Here is a 15,889-nt window from a genome sequence, read left to right as displayed (position 1 = left end):
GAAGCGACCCGGCAGTTTCCCGCCGGGTCGTTTTCAAGTTCTGTTTCGTTGTGATTAGCGGCTGCCGTAAAGCGTATCAAGCGTCGCGCCGGATGCAAAATGCTCTTTCTGGATTTTATCCCAGCCGCCGAACACGTCGTTGACGTTGACGAGGCGAATGGCCGGAAAGTCACCCTTGAATTCGCCGACGACTTTTTCGTCGTGCACGCGGTGGCCGAACTGCGCCGCAATGCGCTGGCCTTCTTCCGTATAGAGGAAATCAAGGTAACTCTTGGCCAGTTCACGCGAACCGCGCTTGTCGGCCACCTTGTCCACCACCGCCACCGGGAATTCTGCCAGCAGGCTGACGGAAGGCACGACGCCCTCAACCTTGTCCTTGCCATATTGCTTGGCAATGCCACGGGTCTCGGCCTCAAAAGTGATCAGCACGTCGCCGATTTCACGCTCGACGAAAGTGGTGGTGGCCGCACGGCCGCCCGTGTCGAAAACCGGGGTGTTGTCGAAGATTTTCTTGACGAATTCCTGGACCTTCTTCTCGTCGCCGTTGAACTTCTCCTTGGCGTAAGCCGTGGCGGCGAGATAGGTGTACCGGGCGTTGCCAGAGGTTTTCGGATTGGGGAAAACGACCTTCACGTCGTCACGGGCGAGGTCGTCCCAATCCTTGATGCCCTTGGGATTGCCGGCCCGCACGAGGAAGGACGGAAAGGAATAGAACGGCGACGCGTCGTTCGGGAAATCCTTCTGCCAGTCGGCGGAGACAAAACCCTGCTTCACCAGAAAATCAACGTCGGTCACCTGGTTGAAGGTAACGACATCAGCTTCCAGACCCTCAACAATGGCGCGCGCCTGTTTGGAGGTGCCGGCATGCGACTGATCGACAATGACGCCCGGGTGCTGCTTGATGAAAGCCTCGTTCTCAGCGGCAAAAACCTCGCGGGCGACATCGTAGGAGGCGTTAAGAATAGTGGTCGGAGACTGCGCCTGCGCCGCGCCTGCAAAAAGGGCGGCAATGGCAGTGCCGATAATGAGAAGTCGTTTCATGAATACCCCCGGAAAATCGAATGGTCCTCAACATAGAGGGCGGAGGCAACTGCGGCGAGAAACAGCTGTGCTTTACGGGATCATGAATTGGAAATTTCGCCCAAAGAACAGAATTTCTAAAGGCGATAATTTCATATATGGCGACAAGCCGGATTTCTTTTGCGTCTACCTAGAGACGATGTTCGGGAAACAGATTGCCGGAATGATCGACTAGGTAGCGTGAAATATCCTCCTCCCGCACTTCATCCAGCCGCGCAGGTCGCCAGCGGGGGTTGCGGTCCTTGTCGACCAAGGCTGCACGCACGCCTTCGTAAAAATCATGCTGGCGCAACATCTCGGTGCCGGCGGCAAACTCCCGTTCCAGGCACTCGATCAGGCTCGCGCTTTCGCGGCCAAGTCGCAGAAGCTTCAGTGTCAATTTCAGGCTGGTGGGAGAGCGTTTTTGCAGAACCTCAAGTGTTTCTCGCGAAAAGGCATCATCCCGCGTCGAGAGCGCTGCGAAAATTTCCTCGACCGTATCGAAACGGAATGTCGCATCGATGATATCCCGGTTTGCAGCCAGCACGCCTTCACCCCCATCAATGGCATAGGCCGCTATCGCTGCCTCCACGCCTTCGACATCCGTCGTTTGCGACAGATCCTGCATCAGAGCTTCGAGACGGTCCGAAGGGACGAAATAATCGGCAAACCCGGCATAGATCGCGTCGGCAGCGGTAACGGCGTTGCCGGTTAGCCCGAGCCACGTGCCGCATTCGCCCGGCGCCTTCGGCAAAAGCCAGGAACCGCCCACATCAGGGAAATAACCAATGCCCGTTTCCGGCATGGCGAGCCTTGTGCGCTCGGTGACGATGCGGTGGCTGCCATGAGCAGAAATGCCGACGCCGCCACCCATGACGATGCCATCCATGAACGCCACATAGGGTTTGCCAAAACGGGCGATCCGATAGTTAAGCGGGAATTCTTCCCGCCAGAAATCAAGCACCTGCGGGTCGCCCGCCTTGCCGAGGTCGTGAATGACGCGGACATCGCCGCCGGCGCAGAGCCCTTTTTCGCCCTCCCCCGTCAGCACGACGCAGGAAATGCCGGCATCGTCCTCAAAACGCTGAAGCGCTTGAAACAGGGCACGCACCATCGGCAATGTCAGGCTATTGATGGCTTTCGGACGGTTGAGGCTGATGATGCCGGCCCCTTGCCGTTTCTCGACGATGACCTGCACCTCCGCTTCGGTTCTCAGTTCCAATCTCGCCTCCTCCGCTGCCAGTTATCCGCCCATCTTGGCGGCCTTGGCGCAATCACGCAACGTTGATCTTGTCGTGTGGGAACGTCTTTCGCCCAAACCGCTTTCTCAGGCGTAAAATGCCTGAAATCCGCTTTCGCAATGCAGCATGTTTGCTTGACGCCCGGAAGATCATGGCATGTAATGGGTCTTGGAAATGCCGGCATTGATTCCTGTCGAGCGTGTGCCGGACCAAGCGGAATGTCGCCTTCTCAAAGGCGCTGTAAACAGCAACGGGAGACGAGCATGCAGGTTTCGGAAAACGAGTGGATCAGCAAACGCGCCTATACACTCTGGGAAAAGGAAGGCCACCCCCACGGCCGCGATGCGGAACATTGGGAACAGGCAAAACATGAATTTTCACTTCTGAAGACATCGGAAGCGACGAAACCAGCGCAGCGCAAGAAGGCAGCTCCCAAAGCCGTCTCCGCTGATGCGGCGGCACCGGATGCAGAAGCCCCAGCGAAACCCAAAGCCCGCGCTCGCAAGGCTGTCGCTGCGAAATAAAGCCCCCCAACGTAGTCATCTGAAGCACCAAATGAAAAAGCCCGACGAAATCTCGCCGGGCTTTGTCTGTTTAGCGTGGGTCGCAGCCCGGATCGCCGGTCCGGCAGCCGCCCCGGAGATTTTCCGAAGCGGGCGCGCGGCGTGGATCATCCCACTGGCGACGTTCCGGAGGGAGCCGACCCCCACTCTCATTTGGTTGACGGTCACGGTTGCGGTCGCGGTTTTCGTCTTCAACGCGGGGGCGATTGTCCTCCCGGCGCGGCCTGTCGCCCTGATTTCTGTCACCCTGATTGCGATCACCCTGGTTCCAGTCGCCATAACGACGTTCCCAGCGGCCGTCATTCGGTCCGCCGCCCTGGCGCGGATCACGCGACTCATCGCGGCGGCCGTCGCGCCAGTCATCCCGGCGGCCATCACGCCACTCGTCGCGCGGACGCGGGCGATCCCAGTCCGCACGCGGCGGCGGAGGTGCGGCATTCCAGTAACCGCCGGACGGGCGACGCCAGCGATCACGCTCGCGGTAAAAATCGCGGTCGCGATAATAGCGGTCCCAATAGCGGCCGGCTTCGAAGGTGATGATCGGCACGCCGAGATCGCGGTAGTAGCGCGGCTCGACATAGACCCGGTTCTGCCGATAGGTGGTTTCGATATAGCGTCCGGCGACCCAGCCGCGACCGGCCACAAAGGAAACGTCGCACCAGGGTGTATCGGACAGGCAACCATGCACCGTGAGCGGTGCGCCGTTCGGGATCACGACGACGGCCGGGTAAGCCGTGCTCGGGCCGGAGCGCATATTCACGTTCGCTGTGGCAAAGCCGCGTGTCGCGGCTTCGGCAAGTGCCGGCGCAGCAAGCATGGCCACCAGCGCAATTGCGCCAAACAGTTTTCTCTTCACTTCTTTCTCCTCAAGCAAAGGCCCGCTTTGCCCTTGTCGGCATCCATCGTCTTAGATGGACGAGTATGCGTTCCGCATACTGCCACGATCGGAAAATACGCGTCTCTCCATGAACGCAGCATGAAACAAATGAGGTGCCCAATCAGTTCCACCTGCGGCATTGCGCCCCCGATAAATTGCCGGCGGAATGACCCGTCGGTCTTGACTTCGGGGGGCAATCATCCGACTTCAGTGCAACAGCAATATGGAGCAGAACCATGAGCGAAACCGCACAGACGACCATCGACCAGAGCGAAGTGGATCGTTTCTCCGCGATGGCTGCCGAATGGTGGAGCCCGACGGGCAAGTTCCGCCCGCTGCACAAGTTCAATCCGGTGCGGCTGGAATATATCCGCAACCGCGTCTGCGAGAATTTCGGCCGCGACCCAAAGGCGCATCGCCCGCTGGAGGGGCTGCGCGTGCTGGATATCGGCTGCGGCGGCGGCCTGCTTTCCGAACCCGTAGCGCGCATGGGCGCCACCGTGGTAGGTGCCGATCCCTCGGAGAAGAATATCGGCATTGCCTCCACCCATGCGCATGAAAGCGGCGTCACCGTCGACTACCGCGCCATAACTGCCGAACAATTGCAGGAGGCCGGCGAAACCTTCGACGTCATCCTCAATATGGAGGTGGTGGAGCACGTGGCGAATGTTGATTTCTTCGTCACCACCTGCGCCAAAATGGTGCGCCCCGGCGGGCTGATGTTCGCCGCCACGATCAACCGCACGCTGAAAGCCAGGGCACTCGCCATCTTCGCCGCCGAGAACGTGCTGCGCTGGCTGCCACGCGGCACCCACCAATATGAGAAGCTGGTTCGCCCGGAGGAGCTTGAGCGGCCGATGGTGGCAAGCGGCATGGATATCATCCACCGCACCGGCGTCTTCTACAACGTCCTGCAGGATCGCTGGAATCTCTCGCCGGATATGGACGTCAACTATATGATGCTGGCGAAACGGCCGGTATAAGTCGGCATTCAGACTGGAATAGCCTGCACCGCCGACAGCAGTTCCTTTTGCCCGGCAGCATTTCTTGCGGCGATCTTCCGGACCTCGGCACGGTCGATTTCAACCGGAGTTCCGTTCGCCGCGAAAGGCTGTTTGAAATTGAACGCCTGTGGCGACGGGCCGTGGTCGTGCAGATGCTCGAACCTTCTGACGGCATCCGTCCAGAGGGGATTATCCGCCGCATCCACCCACCATAGAACAAGCGGCGGCCATTTCTGTGGAGCATTCCAGTTGCGTCCGTGCTTCAGAGCCTCCGCATGCACGCCGGAGTAGGAATACGCCATCAGCGATTCGAGATCGCGCCAGAGCGAAAAGGATGAAACACCGCTTGTAGCGCCGTTTTCCTTCAGGAAACGCGGGAAGACCTGCACGCCCCAGCTTGCGGGTCCTGGTTCGCCTTCGTAACCAGACCGACCGATGAAACCCTCCGAGCGTTCGGCGGACATGAAATTCAAAGGTTCGCGCCGGGCAAATCCCGCAACGGCGGGATCATCGTAGGCGGCAATCTGTATTCCGAAATTATAGATTGCTACCCGCATACGCAAACTCAGTTTATGTCGTCAGGTAACGACGGCAGCGGCGCGATTTCGATGCCCTCGTCCAGCAGGGCCTTGGCTTCCTGCACGGAGGCATTGCCGATGATGCCGCGCTCGTCCGCCTCGCCATAATGGATTTTGCGGGCTTCCTCAGGGAATTTATCCCCGACATCCTCCGCATTGGCGCGGATATTGGCGACGGCCTCGCGGATTTTCGCAATCGCTTCCTTTTTCGCCGTGTCCATGGCGAGCGTCTGGCGTTCGTCCTTCTTGCGGGCGGTGGAGACCGAAGGCGCCATCAGAAGTTTGGAGACCTGCACGGAATTGCAGACTGGGCAGGACAGGAAGCCACGCTGCAACTGATTATCGAAATCGTCGCTACCGGCAAACCAGCCTTCAAACTCATGGCCCTTCTCACAGGCCAGCGCATAACGGATCACGCCGCCTCACCTCCTGCAGGTTTCAGGGGAATAACCGTATCCAGCCCGAATTCGCGGGCATTGCGCAGATTGGGAATTTTTCCGCGCGCAGCCACCACCAGCGCCGTATCGATCTCGGCGAAGATGATCTCTTCCCCGCCGCCGCCGGCCATGGCCAGAACCTTGCCCCAAGGGTCGATGATGATGGAATGGCCGAACGTTTCACGCCCGTCCTCATGCACGCCGGCCTGCGCGGCAGCGATGACGAAAGCGCCGTTTTCAATGGCGCGGGCGCGCAGCAGGATTTCCCAATGGGCCTCCCCCGTCTGGCGGGTGAAGGCGGCGGGCACCGTCAGAACTTCGGCGCCGGCCAGCGCTTCTGCGCGGAAAAGCTGCGGGAAACGGACGTCATAGCAGATAGCAAAGCCGAATTTCGCCAAGGGAAGTGCGGCGATACGCGCCACTTCACCGGGCTCATAGGCAGCGCTTTCGCGCCAGCTTTCGCCATTGTCGAGATCGACATCGAACATGTGGATCTTGTCATAGCTGCAGATGCGCGAACCATCCGGCGCGAAGAAAAATCCGCGATTGGCGATCTTGCCATCTGGCCTGGCAATCGCCGTCGAGCCGACATGGACATGAATACCGAGTTCGCGCGCAAGGCGCGAGGCGGTCGCAACGATGATGTCACCGTCATCATCACGCAGCTGGGCACGAAGCGCCTGTCTGTCCTTCTGGATTGCACCCGTCATTTCCGGGGTCTGCACATAAACAGCGCCTTCCGCCGCAGCGGCGCGCACCAGCCGTTCCATGTCGGCGGCGTTTTTCGCCGGATCAACGCCGGAGCGCATCTGGATGGCGGCAGCCTTGAAACTCATCACATCCTCCGTCGATCGGGCCGATCAGGCAGCCAGCATCGCGTCCAGTTTGCCGGCACGCTCCAGGGCATGCAGATCGTCGCAACCACCAACAAGCTCGCCATTGATGAAGATTTGCGGAAAGGTCGTTCCGCCGGATTTCTCGATCATTTCCCGCCGGTATTCCGGTGTCGTGGTGGCGTTATACTCCGCATAATCAACGCCCTTGCTGTCCAGCAGCGCCTTGGCGCGCGCGCAATAACCACAAAAATCCCGCGTATAGATCGTTACCGGTGCCATGTCTTTCAAAGCCTCGCAAACGTGCGATCAGACGCACGGTTTCCTCATGTTATTCAGGCTTCATATAGGCCCGGAAATGGCCATTGCAAAGGTCAAAACTGTCACATCCGCGGCACCTGCCTTGCGCAGGGCGCGGCTTGCCGCACCCACCGTCGCTCCGGTTGTGTAGACGTCGTCCACCAGCACCACGCGCTTGCCATGAACATCGGTTTCCCGGCCGGGCGCAAACGAAAAAGCACCGCGCACATTATCCCGCCGGGCAAGTGCGGAAAGCCCCACCTGACGCTCGGTCGGCTTTACGCGCAACAGCGTGCCGGCGAGCAGGGGTTTGCCGGCCGCCCTCGCCAGATGCCGCGCCAGCTCAGCGGACTGATTGAAGCGACGGCGCAGGAAACGATGACGATGTAAGGGCACAGGCACAACGCAATCGCAGGCATCCACCGTTCCGTCGCTTGCCCGCAGCATCCACAGCGCCATCAACCCGGCGAGATCGGTGCGGTCCTGATATTTCAGACGATGCACCAGCTTGCGGGCAGTGCCCTCATGGCTGGCGACGGCGCGCAGGCGATCAAAGGGTGGCGGATCGGCAATTGCCTGCGCACTGACAACCCCTTCGCCATGGTCACGCGAAAAGGGGATGCCCAAAACCTCGCAGAAAGGCCGTTCGATGAAGGCAACCTCCCGCCAGCAATCGGGACACAACGCCCCCTCGCCGCCGGTCATGCGATTGCAGCCCGCGCAGGTTGGCGGATAAACCATGCGGAAGGCCGCGCGCAACAGACCACGGGCAGCGGCCGGCACGGTGGCGGACTTCGACAGCAACCCCGAAAACAGATCGTCACCAGCACCCATGAGGTTGACTTTAGCGCCGAACAGGTGCCTTTGCGAGAGCGATATGGTCCGGCCAGTGACCGGAAAACGATGCCCCAAGGGGGCATGACAGCAAAGATACGGCCCGCCGATCCCGAAGGCGCTATTGGCCGAGCAGGCAAGACGATGGATATTCTCTTTGACCAGGCCCTGATCGAACAAAACCGCCGCCGGGCATGGAACCGGCGCGACGACAAGGCCCTGTTTCTTCTCGATATGGCAGCTGAAGAACTCGCCGACAGGCTCGCCATTGTCGAGCGCCAATTCGAGACCGCGATCGAACTGCATGGCGGGACCGGCATCACCGCGCAGCGCCTGGCCGAGACGGGCAAGGTGGAGGCAATCCGCCGTATCGAGACCGAGAGCTGTTTTGCCACGGATGGGAATATTCCGCAGGCAGCCTCAATGGAACATCTGCCGCTTGAGGAGGCGTCCGCCAATCTCGTCGTTTCGCCGCTTGCACTGCATCTCACCAATGATACGCCCGGCGCGCTGATCCAGATCCGGCGGGCATTGAAGCCGGATGGCCTGTTTTTAGGCGCCATTCCCGGCAGCGGCACCTTGCATGAACTGCGCGACGTGCTGCTGACGGCGGAGGCGGAACTGACTGGGGGCGCCAGCCCACGTGTCATTCCTTTCGCCGATGTGCGTGATGTCGGTGCGCTTCTGCAGCGCGCCGGCTTTGCGCTTCCGGTCACCGATTCGGAAACCTATACGGTGCGGTACGATTCGATTTTCCCGCTGATGCGCGACCTGCGCGCCATGGGCATGGCCAATCCCCTGGCAAGCCGCAGCAGAAAACCGCTCAACCGCGCGTTCTTCCTGCGCGCGGCGGAGCTTTACGCAGAACGTTATTCCGATCCGGACGGACGGATAAGGGCGACTTTTTCCATCATTTATGTTTCGGGCTGGGCGCCGCATGAGAGCCAGCAGAAACCGCTGAAGCCCGGCTCCGCCAAGGTTCGTCTGGCCGATGCGTTGAAGACAACCGAGGTGAAACTGTCCTGAGTGGTCGGCCTAAAGGGGTTAAAACTCGGCAAAAGTATCGGCTATGAACTGGAATATGGCATTGATACTGGTGCTGACGGCACTTGCGCCGCCAATAATTCCGACAGAAATCACGGCGACGATCAGACCGTATTCGACTGCGGTAGCCCCGTCTTCGTTTTTGCAGAAATTGATAAAAGAACGCAGCACAGGATATTCCCCATCCGCCATCCGGTTTATCCCGCCGGCCGGCACTATGCTTTATTGAAATCGAATATATCTTAAGGCGACGAGTGTGAGGAATCGGTTACGGATGATAGTAAACGATCAGCAACCGCTATCGTTGTTGTAACCGGTCACGACGCAGGGCATTTCCGGCATCGGCTGGGTTATGCTGCGGCGGATGGAATAGGTCTTGCCCATATCGGTTTTCTTGATCGAGCCGGTGCTGATCATGTCATAATTGTCGGGAAACTGAGCCACACGGGTGGATGATTTTCCGGCAAGCATCGGGGTGATGATCAGGGAGAGAGCGATAACGGCTGTGCCGAAAAGCAGCGCGACATTAAGAACGCCGGTGCGACGGGATTTATCGGAATAAGAGTGACGACCTTCCACCGTCTTCCAGAAATCCTCGTTCATGACCAACCTCGTCTCGCGCAGTTTACCGCTTCTTTAGATTAACAATCTGCCAGAGGGTGCTGAACGATCTCTTAACGCAGGCCCGTTTTGGCACGGCAAAGCGGGGTTACAAGGGCGTTTTCACGAAGCTGTTACGCGTAAAGCGGCAGGCGTCGCCTTAAAGCAGATCCTGCAGGAAAGGGATAAGCGGCTCGTCGGCCGGCGGCATGGGGTAGTCACGCAAGGCTTGCGGCTTTACCCATTTAAGCGCCTGCCCTTCCCGCCCATGCGGGATGCCTTCATAACGGCGGCACACATAGAGCGGCATCAGCAGGTGAAAGGTCTCATAAGTATGGCTGGCGAAGGTCAGCGGTGCGAGGCAAGCGACCTTGGTCTTGATACCCAGTTCTTCGTCGAGCTCGCGAACAAGGGTCTCTTCCGGCGTCTCGCCGTGCTCCACCTTGCCACCGGGAAATTCCCAAAGGCCGGCCAGCGATTTGCCTTCCGGACGCTGCGCCAGAAGGATACGGCCGTCCTGATCGAGAAGCGCGCAGGCAGCGACCAGCAGGATTTTTTTGCCCGCCTCACTCATTCTTCTGCACCCTTGTGCCAATAGCGGTAACGATAAGCCTCGGTGAAACCGAATTTTTCATAGAGCGCAATCGCGGCAGCATTGGTGGAAACCACCTGCAACCATGCGCTTTTCGCGCCGCTGATCCTGGCCCAGCGCAGCGCCGAGGCTAAAATCTGCGTGCCGAGACCCTTTTGTCGTTGCGACTTGTCGACATCGAGGGAGATGATGCCGGCAAGATCGTTATCCTGCACGCAAATAACAGTCGCAAGCGGGCGGCCTTCAACTTCTTCGTTGATGAACAGGCCGAGCGTCGGCTTGATGGAACTGACGATCTCGGCAATCGCCGGACGCAGGGCCACATCGCCATCGCTGACCTTGAGACTGGCTTCCACAAAGCGGCCAATATCGTGGCTCGGCAGGCTGACGAGCGTCTCCGGAAGCTCCATGCCGGAAAGATCAGCCGTCATCACCTTGACTTCCTCGAACACGGACCAGCCGTCCTTGACCAGAAAGTCCTTCAGTTGCGGCGGCATCAGCGTCGTTTCGCGTACCACCAGCGGGCGCCCGAAATCCTCAAAACGTTTGCGCGCCTTTTCCAGCCGCACCGCGCTGTTGCCATAGTCGGAGGGATCCAGCGGCACTACGCAGTTGATGCGCTTGGAGGGATGCGAACCCGTCAGGCGGATTTGCCAGCTGCCGTCATAAATTACCGACGAGGCAGGCCATGCCCGGAAGCTGACGGCTTCCAGACGGCGAACCAGCGGCAGATTGACGGCCTTGTTGTCCTGCATTCTCTTCGGCTCCAACGGTCAGCTCCGGTAGTCGCCGTTGATCGCAACATATTCCTTGGTCAGGTCGCAGGTCCAGACCGTGGCCGTACCCTGGCCGAGACCGATATCCACCTTCACCGGAATGTCTTCCAGCCGCATCACGGCGGTGGTCTCCACTTCCGAATAATCCGGGTCGCGCTCGCCATTCACGGCCACGCGCACGCCGCCGAACCAGATGGCGAGACGGTCTCGATCAGCCATTTCGCCTGATTTGCCAACGGCCATGACGACACGACCCCAATTTGCGTCTTCACCTGCAACGGCCGTTTTCACCAGCGGTGAATTGGCGATGGAAAGGGCGATCTTTTTGGCGGCGGCATCGTTTTCCGCGCCGGTGACGGTGACTTCCACCATCTTGCGTGCGCCCTCACCGTCACGCACCACCTGCAGCGCCAGATCCTTCAGGAGATCATTGAGGGCGGTGCGGAAGGAGGAGAGGCGCTCATCATCGGCGCTCGTCACCTTCACCTGGCCGTCCTCAGCCGCCGCACCGGTAGCAAACAGCATCAGCGTGTCTGACGTGGACGTGTCGCTATCGACGGTCACGGAATTAAAGGTCGGGCCGACACCGGCCGAAAGCAGGGATTGCAGCGCGGCAGGCTCAATATCGGCATCCGTCACCACAAATGAGAGCATCGTCGCCATATCGGGGGCAATCATGCCCGCCCCCTTGGAAATGCCATTGATCGTCACGATCACGCCGCCGATCTCGGCTGTGCGGGTCGCGACCTTGGGATAGGTGTCGGTCGTCATGATCGCCTTGGCAGCTTCCTGCCAGAAATCGGCTTCCGCCCTAACGTTCATGTCGCCGAGAACACCCGCAAATTTTGAGGCGTCCAGCGGTTCGCCGATCACGCCGGTCGAAGCCAGAAACACTTCACCTTCAGAGCAGCCGACGGCAGCGGCGGCGGATTTCGCCGTCAGCTCGGTTGCGGCCTTGCCCTTGATGCCGGTGAAGGCATTGGCATTGCCGGAATTGACCACCACGGCACGTGCTGCGCCGCCGCCGAGATTGGCGCGGCAGAAATCGACCGGGGCCGAGGGGCATTTCGATTTGGTGAAAACGCCGGCCACACTTGCCGGCTTGTCGAACACCATCAGCAGAACGTCGGTGCGGTTCTTGTACTTGATGCCAGCAGCGGCCGTCGCCATGCGAACGCCGCGCAGCGCAGGCATGTCGGGATAGGATTTCGGAGCGAGCGGGGAAACGGCAACGGACATGGGAAGCGCCTGAAATTCTGGAAATGGGAGGTATGGAAGTGCCGGAGATGAAACGGGGCGGCCTCAAAGCCGCCCCGTAACGTGGGTATTTATTACTGCTGCGGCTGCTGAGCCTGCTGTTCCTTCGTGGCTTCGTCGTAGCCCTTCTTCAGCGTCTCATCCATGATTTCGATCTTCTGGTCAGCCTTTGCCTTCTCGATGAGGGCAACATACTTGTCACGCATGACAAGCTGACGAACCTGCGGCTCGACCTGCTCGAAAGCCGGCGGCGGGGCGATGCGCTTGTCTTCCAGCTTGATGACGTGGAAGCCGAACTGCGTCTTCACCGGGGTCTTGGTGTAGGCGCCCTTTTCGAGGCCGAAAGCGGCTTCTTCGAATTCCGGCACCATGCGACCCTTGCCGAACCAGCCGAGATCGCCACCGTCATCCTTGTTGGAATCGGTCGACTTTTCCTTGGCGAGTGCGGCGAAATCCTTGCCCGAATCAAGCTGCTTGATGATGTCCTTGGCGTCGTCTTCGCTGGCGACGAGGATGTGGGCAGCCTTGATTTCTTCTTCCTGCGGCAGGGCTGCGACTTCCTTGTCGTAGCGCGCCTTCACTTCGTCAGCGGTAACGGCATCGACCACATGCTTGCGGAAATAGGCATTGTGCAGCTCACGGTCCTGAATGAATTCCATGCGCTTCTTGAAGTCCTCGGTCTTTTCGAGGCCTTCTGCGCTGGCGTTCTTCACGAGAAGCTTGACGTCGATCGCGCCGGAAAGGGCTGCAACCTTCTTCTGCTCGTCGGGAAGCTGCGCGAGCTGCGGATCGAGGTTGCCCATGGCGAGGTCGAGTTCGGACTGGTGGATTTCCAGATCGCCGACCTTGGCGACAACCTTGTCTTCCTGTGCAAAAGCCGGAAGCTGGAGGCCGAGCGTGGCCACAATCACCGCAGCCGCAATTTTATTATAGCGCAACATTTTGAACCTTTCGGGGACAATGCCGGCTCCAGACATGGTTTCCGGCTCTGAAAAAACTTCCAAACACCGGATTGTGGCCATTCTGTAACGGGCAGAACCGTTGACATCATTTGCCCCCCCTCTTATCTGTCACGCAACCTCGCGTCCAGATACGTTGAAGGGCGAAGTCCGTCATTTGTTGCTGAAATCAGCGTGACGGAGAAAAGCGCCCGCGAAAACGGAATTTCAGAAAGGGCCAGTAAGATGGTCAGTCTCGGCGGAATAGCCCGCAAGTTGTTCGGTTCGGCAAATGAACGCCGCGTCCGCTCCTATAAAAGCAAGATCGCAGCCATCAATGCGCTGGAAGAGGCCACCAAGGCTTTGTCCGATGAGGCGCTGGCGGCAAAGACGGCGGAGTTTCGCCAGCAGCTTGCCGACGGCAAATCGCTGGACGATCTTCTGATCCCGGCTTTCGCTGTCGCCCGTGAGGCGTCGCGCCGTGTTCTGCACATGCGCCCCTTCGACGTGCAGCTGACCGGCGCCATGATCCTTCATGGCGGCGCCATCGCCGAAATGAAGACCGGTGAAGGCAAGACGCTGGTGGCGACCCTTGCGGTCTACCTCAACGCACTCGCCGGCAAGGGCGTGCATGTCGTCACCGTCAACGACTATCTCGCCAAGCGCGACGCGGCCACGATGAGCAGGCTCTACGGCTTCCTCGGGCTGACGACCGGCGTCATCGTGCACGGTCTGGACGACGACCAGCGCCGCGAGGCCTATGCCTGCGACATCACCTACGCGACGAATAACGAGCTCGGCTTCGATTATCTGCGCGATAACATGAAATACGACCGCGCCCAGATGGTGCAGCGTAGCCACAACTATGCGATCGTCGATGAAGTCGACTCGATCCTCGTCGATGAGGCGCGCACGCCGCTCATCATCTCCGGCCCGCTGGACGACCGCTCCGACCTCTACAACACCATCGACGCCTTCATTCCGCTTCTGTCGCCGGAAGACTACGAAATCGATGAAAAGCAGCGCTCGGCCAACTTCTCCGAAGACGGCACCGAAAAGCTCGAGAACCTGCTGCGGCAGGCGGGTCTTCTGAAGGGCGAATCGCTTTACGACATCGAAAACGTCGCCATCGTTCACCACATCAACAATGCGCTGAAGGCCCACAAGCTCTTCACCCGCGACAAGGACTACATCGTCCGCAACGACGAAATCGTCATCATCGACGAGTTTACCGGCCGCATGATGCCGGGCCGCCGTTATTCCGAAGGTCAGCACCAGGCTCTGGAAGCCAAGGAAAAGGTGCAGATTCAGCCGGAAAACCAGACGCTTTCCTCCGTCACCTTCCAGAATTATTTCCGCATGTACGCAAAGCTCGCTGGCATGACCGGTACGGCTTCGACGGAAGCGGAAGAGTTCGGCAACATCTACGGCCTCGATGTCATCGAAGTGCCGACCAACCTGCCGATCCAGCGTATCGACGAGGACGACGAGGTTTACCGCACCGGCGAGGAGAAATTCCTCGCGATCATCACCGAGATCAAGGCGGCGCATGAGCGTGGCCAGCCGGTTCTGGTCGGCACGACATCGATCGAAAAATCCGAGCTTCTGGCCCATATGCTGCGCCAGTCCGGCTTTACCGATTTCCAGGTTCTGAACGCCCGTTACCACGAGCAGGAAGCCTATATCGTTTCGCAGGCCGGCGTTCCCGGCGCCGTCACCATCGCCACCAACATGGCTGGCCGCGGTACCGACATCCAGCTCGGCGGCAACGTCGACATGCGCCTTGAGCGCGAACTGGAAGGCATGGAGCCGGGCCCTGAGCTTGACGCGAAGGAAGAAGCGATCCGCGCCGAAATCAGGGTGCTGAAGGAAAAGGCCCTCGCTGCCGGCGGTCTTTACGTCATCGCCACCGAGCGCCACGAAAGCCGCCGTATCGACAACCAGCTGCGCGGTCGTTCCGGCCGTCAGGGTGACCCGGGCCGCTCGAAATTCTATCTGTCGCTCCAGGATGACCTGATGCGCATCTTCGGCTCCGAGCGCATGGACTCGATGCTGCAGAAGCTCGGCCTCAAGGAAGGCGAGGCAATCGTCCATCCGTGGATCAACAAGGCGCTTGAACGCGCCCAGAAGAAGGTCGAAGCCCGCAACTTCGAGACCCGCAAGAACCTTCTGAAATATGACGATGTGCTGAACGACCAGCGCAAGGTGATCTTCGAGCAGCGCCTCGAACTGATGGAAGCCGACAATATCGGCGAAACCGCAGCCGACATGCGCAACGAGGTCATCGAGACGCTCGTCGCCAAGCATGTTCCGGAAAATGCCTATGCCGAACAGTGGGACATCGCTGGCCTGAAGGCCGGTATCGCCCAGTTCCTGAACCTCGACCTGCCGGTGGAGGAATGGGCCAAGGAAGAAGGCATCGCCGAGGACGACATTCTCCAGCGCGTCACCGAGGCGGCCGACAAATATGCCGCCGAACGCGCGGAACGTTTCGGCCCTGAAATCATGACCTATGTCGAACGCTCGGTCATTCTCCAGACGATCGACCATCTGTGGCGCGAACATATCGTCAACCTCGACCACCTTCGCTCCGTCGTCGGTTTCCGTGGTTACGCCCAGCGCGATCCGTTGCAGGAATACAAGGCGGAAGCTTTCGAGCTGTTCCAGGCACTGCTTGCCAATCTGCGCGAAGGCGTTACCGCCCAGCTGATGCGCGTGGAACTGGTGCAGCAGGAACCTCAGCAGCCGGAACTGCCGGAAATGACCGCCCATCATCTCGACCCCGTCACCGGCGAAGACGAGATGTCGTATAGCGCACCCGTCGCTTTGGTACCTGCCGAGGAGCGTGATCCCAACAACCCCGCCAGCTGGGGCCGTATCGGGCGCAATGAAATGTGCCCCTGTGGATCGGGCAAGAAATACAAACATTGCCACGGTGTTTACGAACAGGCGTAAA

18 protein-coding genes are annotated in these 15,889 nt (G+C 59.5%); 4 read left to right on the top strand and 14 right to left on the bottom strand.

Annotation, left to right across the window (positions count from 1 at the left end; genetic code table 11):
- Positions 1-54 precede the first annotated feature (54 nt).
- Entirely contained in the window at positions 55-1,041 is a 987-nt protein-coding gene (gene cysP / locus AKG12_RS11350) for a thiosulfate ABC transporter substrate-binding protein CysP (RefSeq protein WP_052818872.1), read from the bottom strand.
- A gap of 169 nt (positions 1,042-1,210) precedes the next feature.
- Positions 1,211-2,281, bottom strand: coding sequence for an enoyl-CoA hydratase/isomerase family protein (locus AKG12_RS11345; protein WP_052818871.1), 1,071 nt, complete (start codon positions 2,279-2,281; stop codon positions 1,211-1,213).
- A 282-nt stretch (positions 2,282-2,563) separates the two neighbouring features.
- Between AKG12_RS11345 and AKG12_RS30715 the strand changes: the two genes are divergently transcribed.
- Positions 2,564-2,824 (top strand): DUF2934 domain-containing protein, encoded by a 261-nt coding sequence (locus AKG12_RS30715; protein WP_046801878.1) that lies wholly within the window; start codon positions 2,564-2,566, stop codon positions 2,822-2,824.
- Between the two features lie 70 nt (positions 2,825-2,894).
- Here the strand turns inward: AKG12_RS30715 and AKG12_RS11335 are convergent, their stop codons facing one another.
- Positions 2,895-3,719 (bottom strand): SH3 domain-containing protein, encoded by an 825-nt coding sequence (locus AKG12_RS11335; protein WP_052819072.1) that lies wholly within the window; start codon positions 3,717-3,719, stop codon positions 2,895-2,897.
- A gap of 257 nt (positions 3,720-3,976) precedes the next feature.
- Between AKG12_RS11335 and ubiG the strand changes: the two genes are divergently transcribed.
- A complete protein-coding gene (ubiG, locus tag AKG12_RS11330) occupies positions 3,977-4,723 on the top strand; it encodes a bifunctional 2-polyprenyl-6-hydroxyphenol methylase/3-demethylubiquinol 3-O-methyltransferase UbiG (RefSeq protein ID WP_052818870.1) in 747 nt (248 codons plus the stop codon).
- Positions 4,724-4,731: 8 nt separating this feature from the next.
- Here ubiG and AKG12_RS11325 read toward each other — a convergent pair whose 3' ends face one another.
- Genes AKG12_RS11325 through AKG12_RS11305 form a run of 5 tightly spaced genes read right to left on the bottom strand, consistent with a single transcriptional unit; the run spans position 4,732 to position 7,726 of the window.
- Positions 4,732-5,301, bottom strand: coding sequence for a DUF3291 domain-containing protein (locus AKG12_RS11325; RefSeq protein ID WP_052818869.1), 570 nt, complete (start codon positions 5,299-5,301; stop codon positions 4,732-4,734).
- Between the two features lie 8 nt (positions 5,302-5,309).
- Entirely contained in the window at positions 5,310-5,738 is a 429-nt protein-coding gene (locus tag AKG12_RS11320; RefSeq protein ID WP_046801875.1) for a DUF1178 family protein, read from the bottom strand.
- Complete coding sequence (locus AKG12_RS11315; RefSeq protein ID WP_052818868.1) at positions 5,735-6,595, bottom strand: carbon-nitrogen hydrolase family protein; 861 nt, start codon at positions 6,593-6,595, stop codon at positions 5,735-5,737. Before AKG12_RS11315 ends, AKG12_RS11320 begins: the two co-directional genes overlap by 4 nt.
- Before the next feature lie 24 nt (positions 6,596-6,619).
- Positions 6,620-6,874, bottom strand: a complete 255-nt coding sequence (gene grxC / locus AKG12_RS11310; RefSeq protein WP_052818867.1) for a glutaredoxin 3 — start codon at positions 6,872-6,874, stop codon at positions 6,620-6,622.
- A gap of 60 nt (positions 6,875-6,934) precedes the next feature.
- Positions 6,935-7,726, bottom strand: coding sequence for a ComF family protein (locus AKG12_RS11305; protein ID WP_052818866.1), 792 nt, complete (start codon positions 7,724-7,726; stop codon positions 6,935-6,937).
- A 144-nt stretch (positions 7,727-7,870) separates the two neighbouring features.
- Here AKG12_RS11305 and AKG12_RS11300 point away from each other — a divergent pair, with 144 nt between their 5' ends.
- The gene (locus AKG12_RS11300) at positions 7,871-8,752 is read left to right on the top strand and encodes a methyltransferase domain-containing protein (RefSeq protein ID WP_052819071.1); all 882 of its coding nucleotides are present in this window, start codon (positions 7,871-7,873) and stop codon (positions 8,750-8,752) included.
- Between the two features lie 18 nt (positions 8,753-8,770).
- On the opposite strand, the gene AKG12_RS11295 is transcribed toward AKG12_RS11300, so the two are convergent.
- The 6 genes from AKG12_RS11295 to AKG12_RS11270 all read right to left on the bottom strand — a co-directional run bounded on the left by AKG12_RS11295 (position 8,771) and on the right by AKG12_RS11270 (position 12,936).
- The gene (locus tag AKG12_RS11295; protein WP_052818865.1) at positions 8,771-8,962 is read right to left on the bottom strand and encodes a Flp family type IVb pilin; all 192 of its coding nucleotides are present in this window, start codon (positions 8,960-8,962) and stop codon (positions 8,771-8,773) included.
- 96 nt (positions 8,963-9,058) lie between these two features.
- On the bottom strand, positions 9,059-9,373 hold the full coding sequence (locus AKG12_RS11290; protein ID WP_046801870.1) for a hypothetical protein: 315 nt from the start codon (positions 9,371-9,373) through the stop codon (positions 9,059-9,061).
- A 157-nt stretch (positions 9,374-9,530) separates the two neighbouring features.
- Positions 9,531-9,944 carry an 8-oxo-dGTP diphosphatase MutT gene (gene mutT, locus AKG12_RS11285; RefSeq protein WP_046801869.1) on the bottom strand — a complete coding sequence of 138 codons (414 nt, stop codon included), beginning with the start codon at positions 9,942-9,944 and terminating at the stop codon, positions 9,531-9,533.
- Positions 9,941-10,717 carry a GNAT family N-acetyltransferase gene (locus tag AKG12_RS11280; RefSeq protein ID WP_046801868.1) on the bottom strand — a complete coding sequence of 259 codons (777 nt, stop codon included), beginning with the start codon at positions 10,715-10,717 and terminating at the stop codon, positions 9,941-9,943. The genes mutT and AKG12_RS11280 overlap by 4 nt, the downstream gene beginning before the upstream one ends.
- Positions 10,718-10,735: 18 nt before the next feature.
- Positions 10,736-11,977: a bifunctional glutamate N-acetyltransferase/amino-acid acetyltransferase ArgJ gene (gene argJ, locus AKG12_RS11275; RefSeq protein WP_046801867.1), complete on the bottom strand. Its 1,242-nt coding sequence runs from the start codon at positions 11,975-11,977 to the stop codon at positions 10,736-10,738.
- 92 nt (positions 11,978-12,069) lie between these two features.
- A complete protein-coding gene (locus AKG12_RS11270) occupies positions 12,070-12,936 on the bottom strand; it encodes a peptidylprolyl isomerase (RefSeq protein WP_046801918.1) in 867 nt (288 codons plus the stop codon).
- 243 nt (positions 12,937-13,179) lie between these two features.
- Here AKG12_RS11270 and secA point away from each other — a divergent pair, with 243 nt between their 5' ends.
- Positions 13,180-15,888, top strand: a complete 2,709-nt coding sequence (secA, locus tag AKG12_RS11265; RefSeq protein WP_052819070.1) for a preprotein translocase subunit SecA — start codon at positions 13,180-13,182, stop codon at positions 15,886-15,888.
- Position 15,889 lies beyond the last annotated feature (1 nt).

The sequence above is a fragment of the Agrobacterium sp. SUL3 genome (genome assembly GCF_001263295.1).
Classification (GTDB): domain Bacteria; phylum Pseudomonadota; class Alphaproteobacteria; order Rhizobiales; family Rhizobiaceae; genus Agrobacterium; species Agrobacterium tomkonis.
Note: the sequence above shows the minus strand (reverse complement) of the source record. Positions and strands in the feature narration are given on the sequence as shown.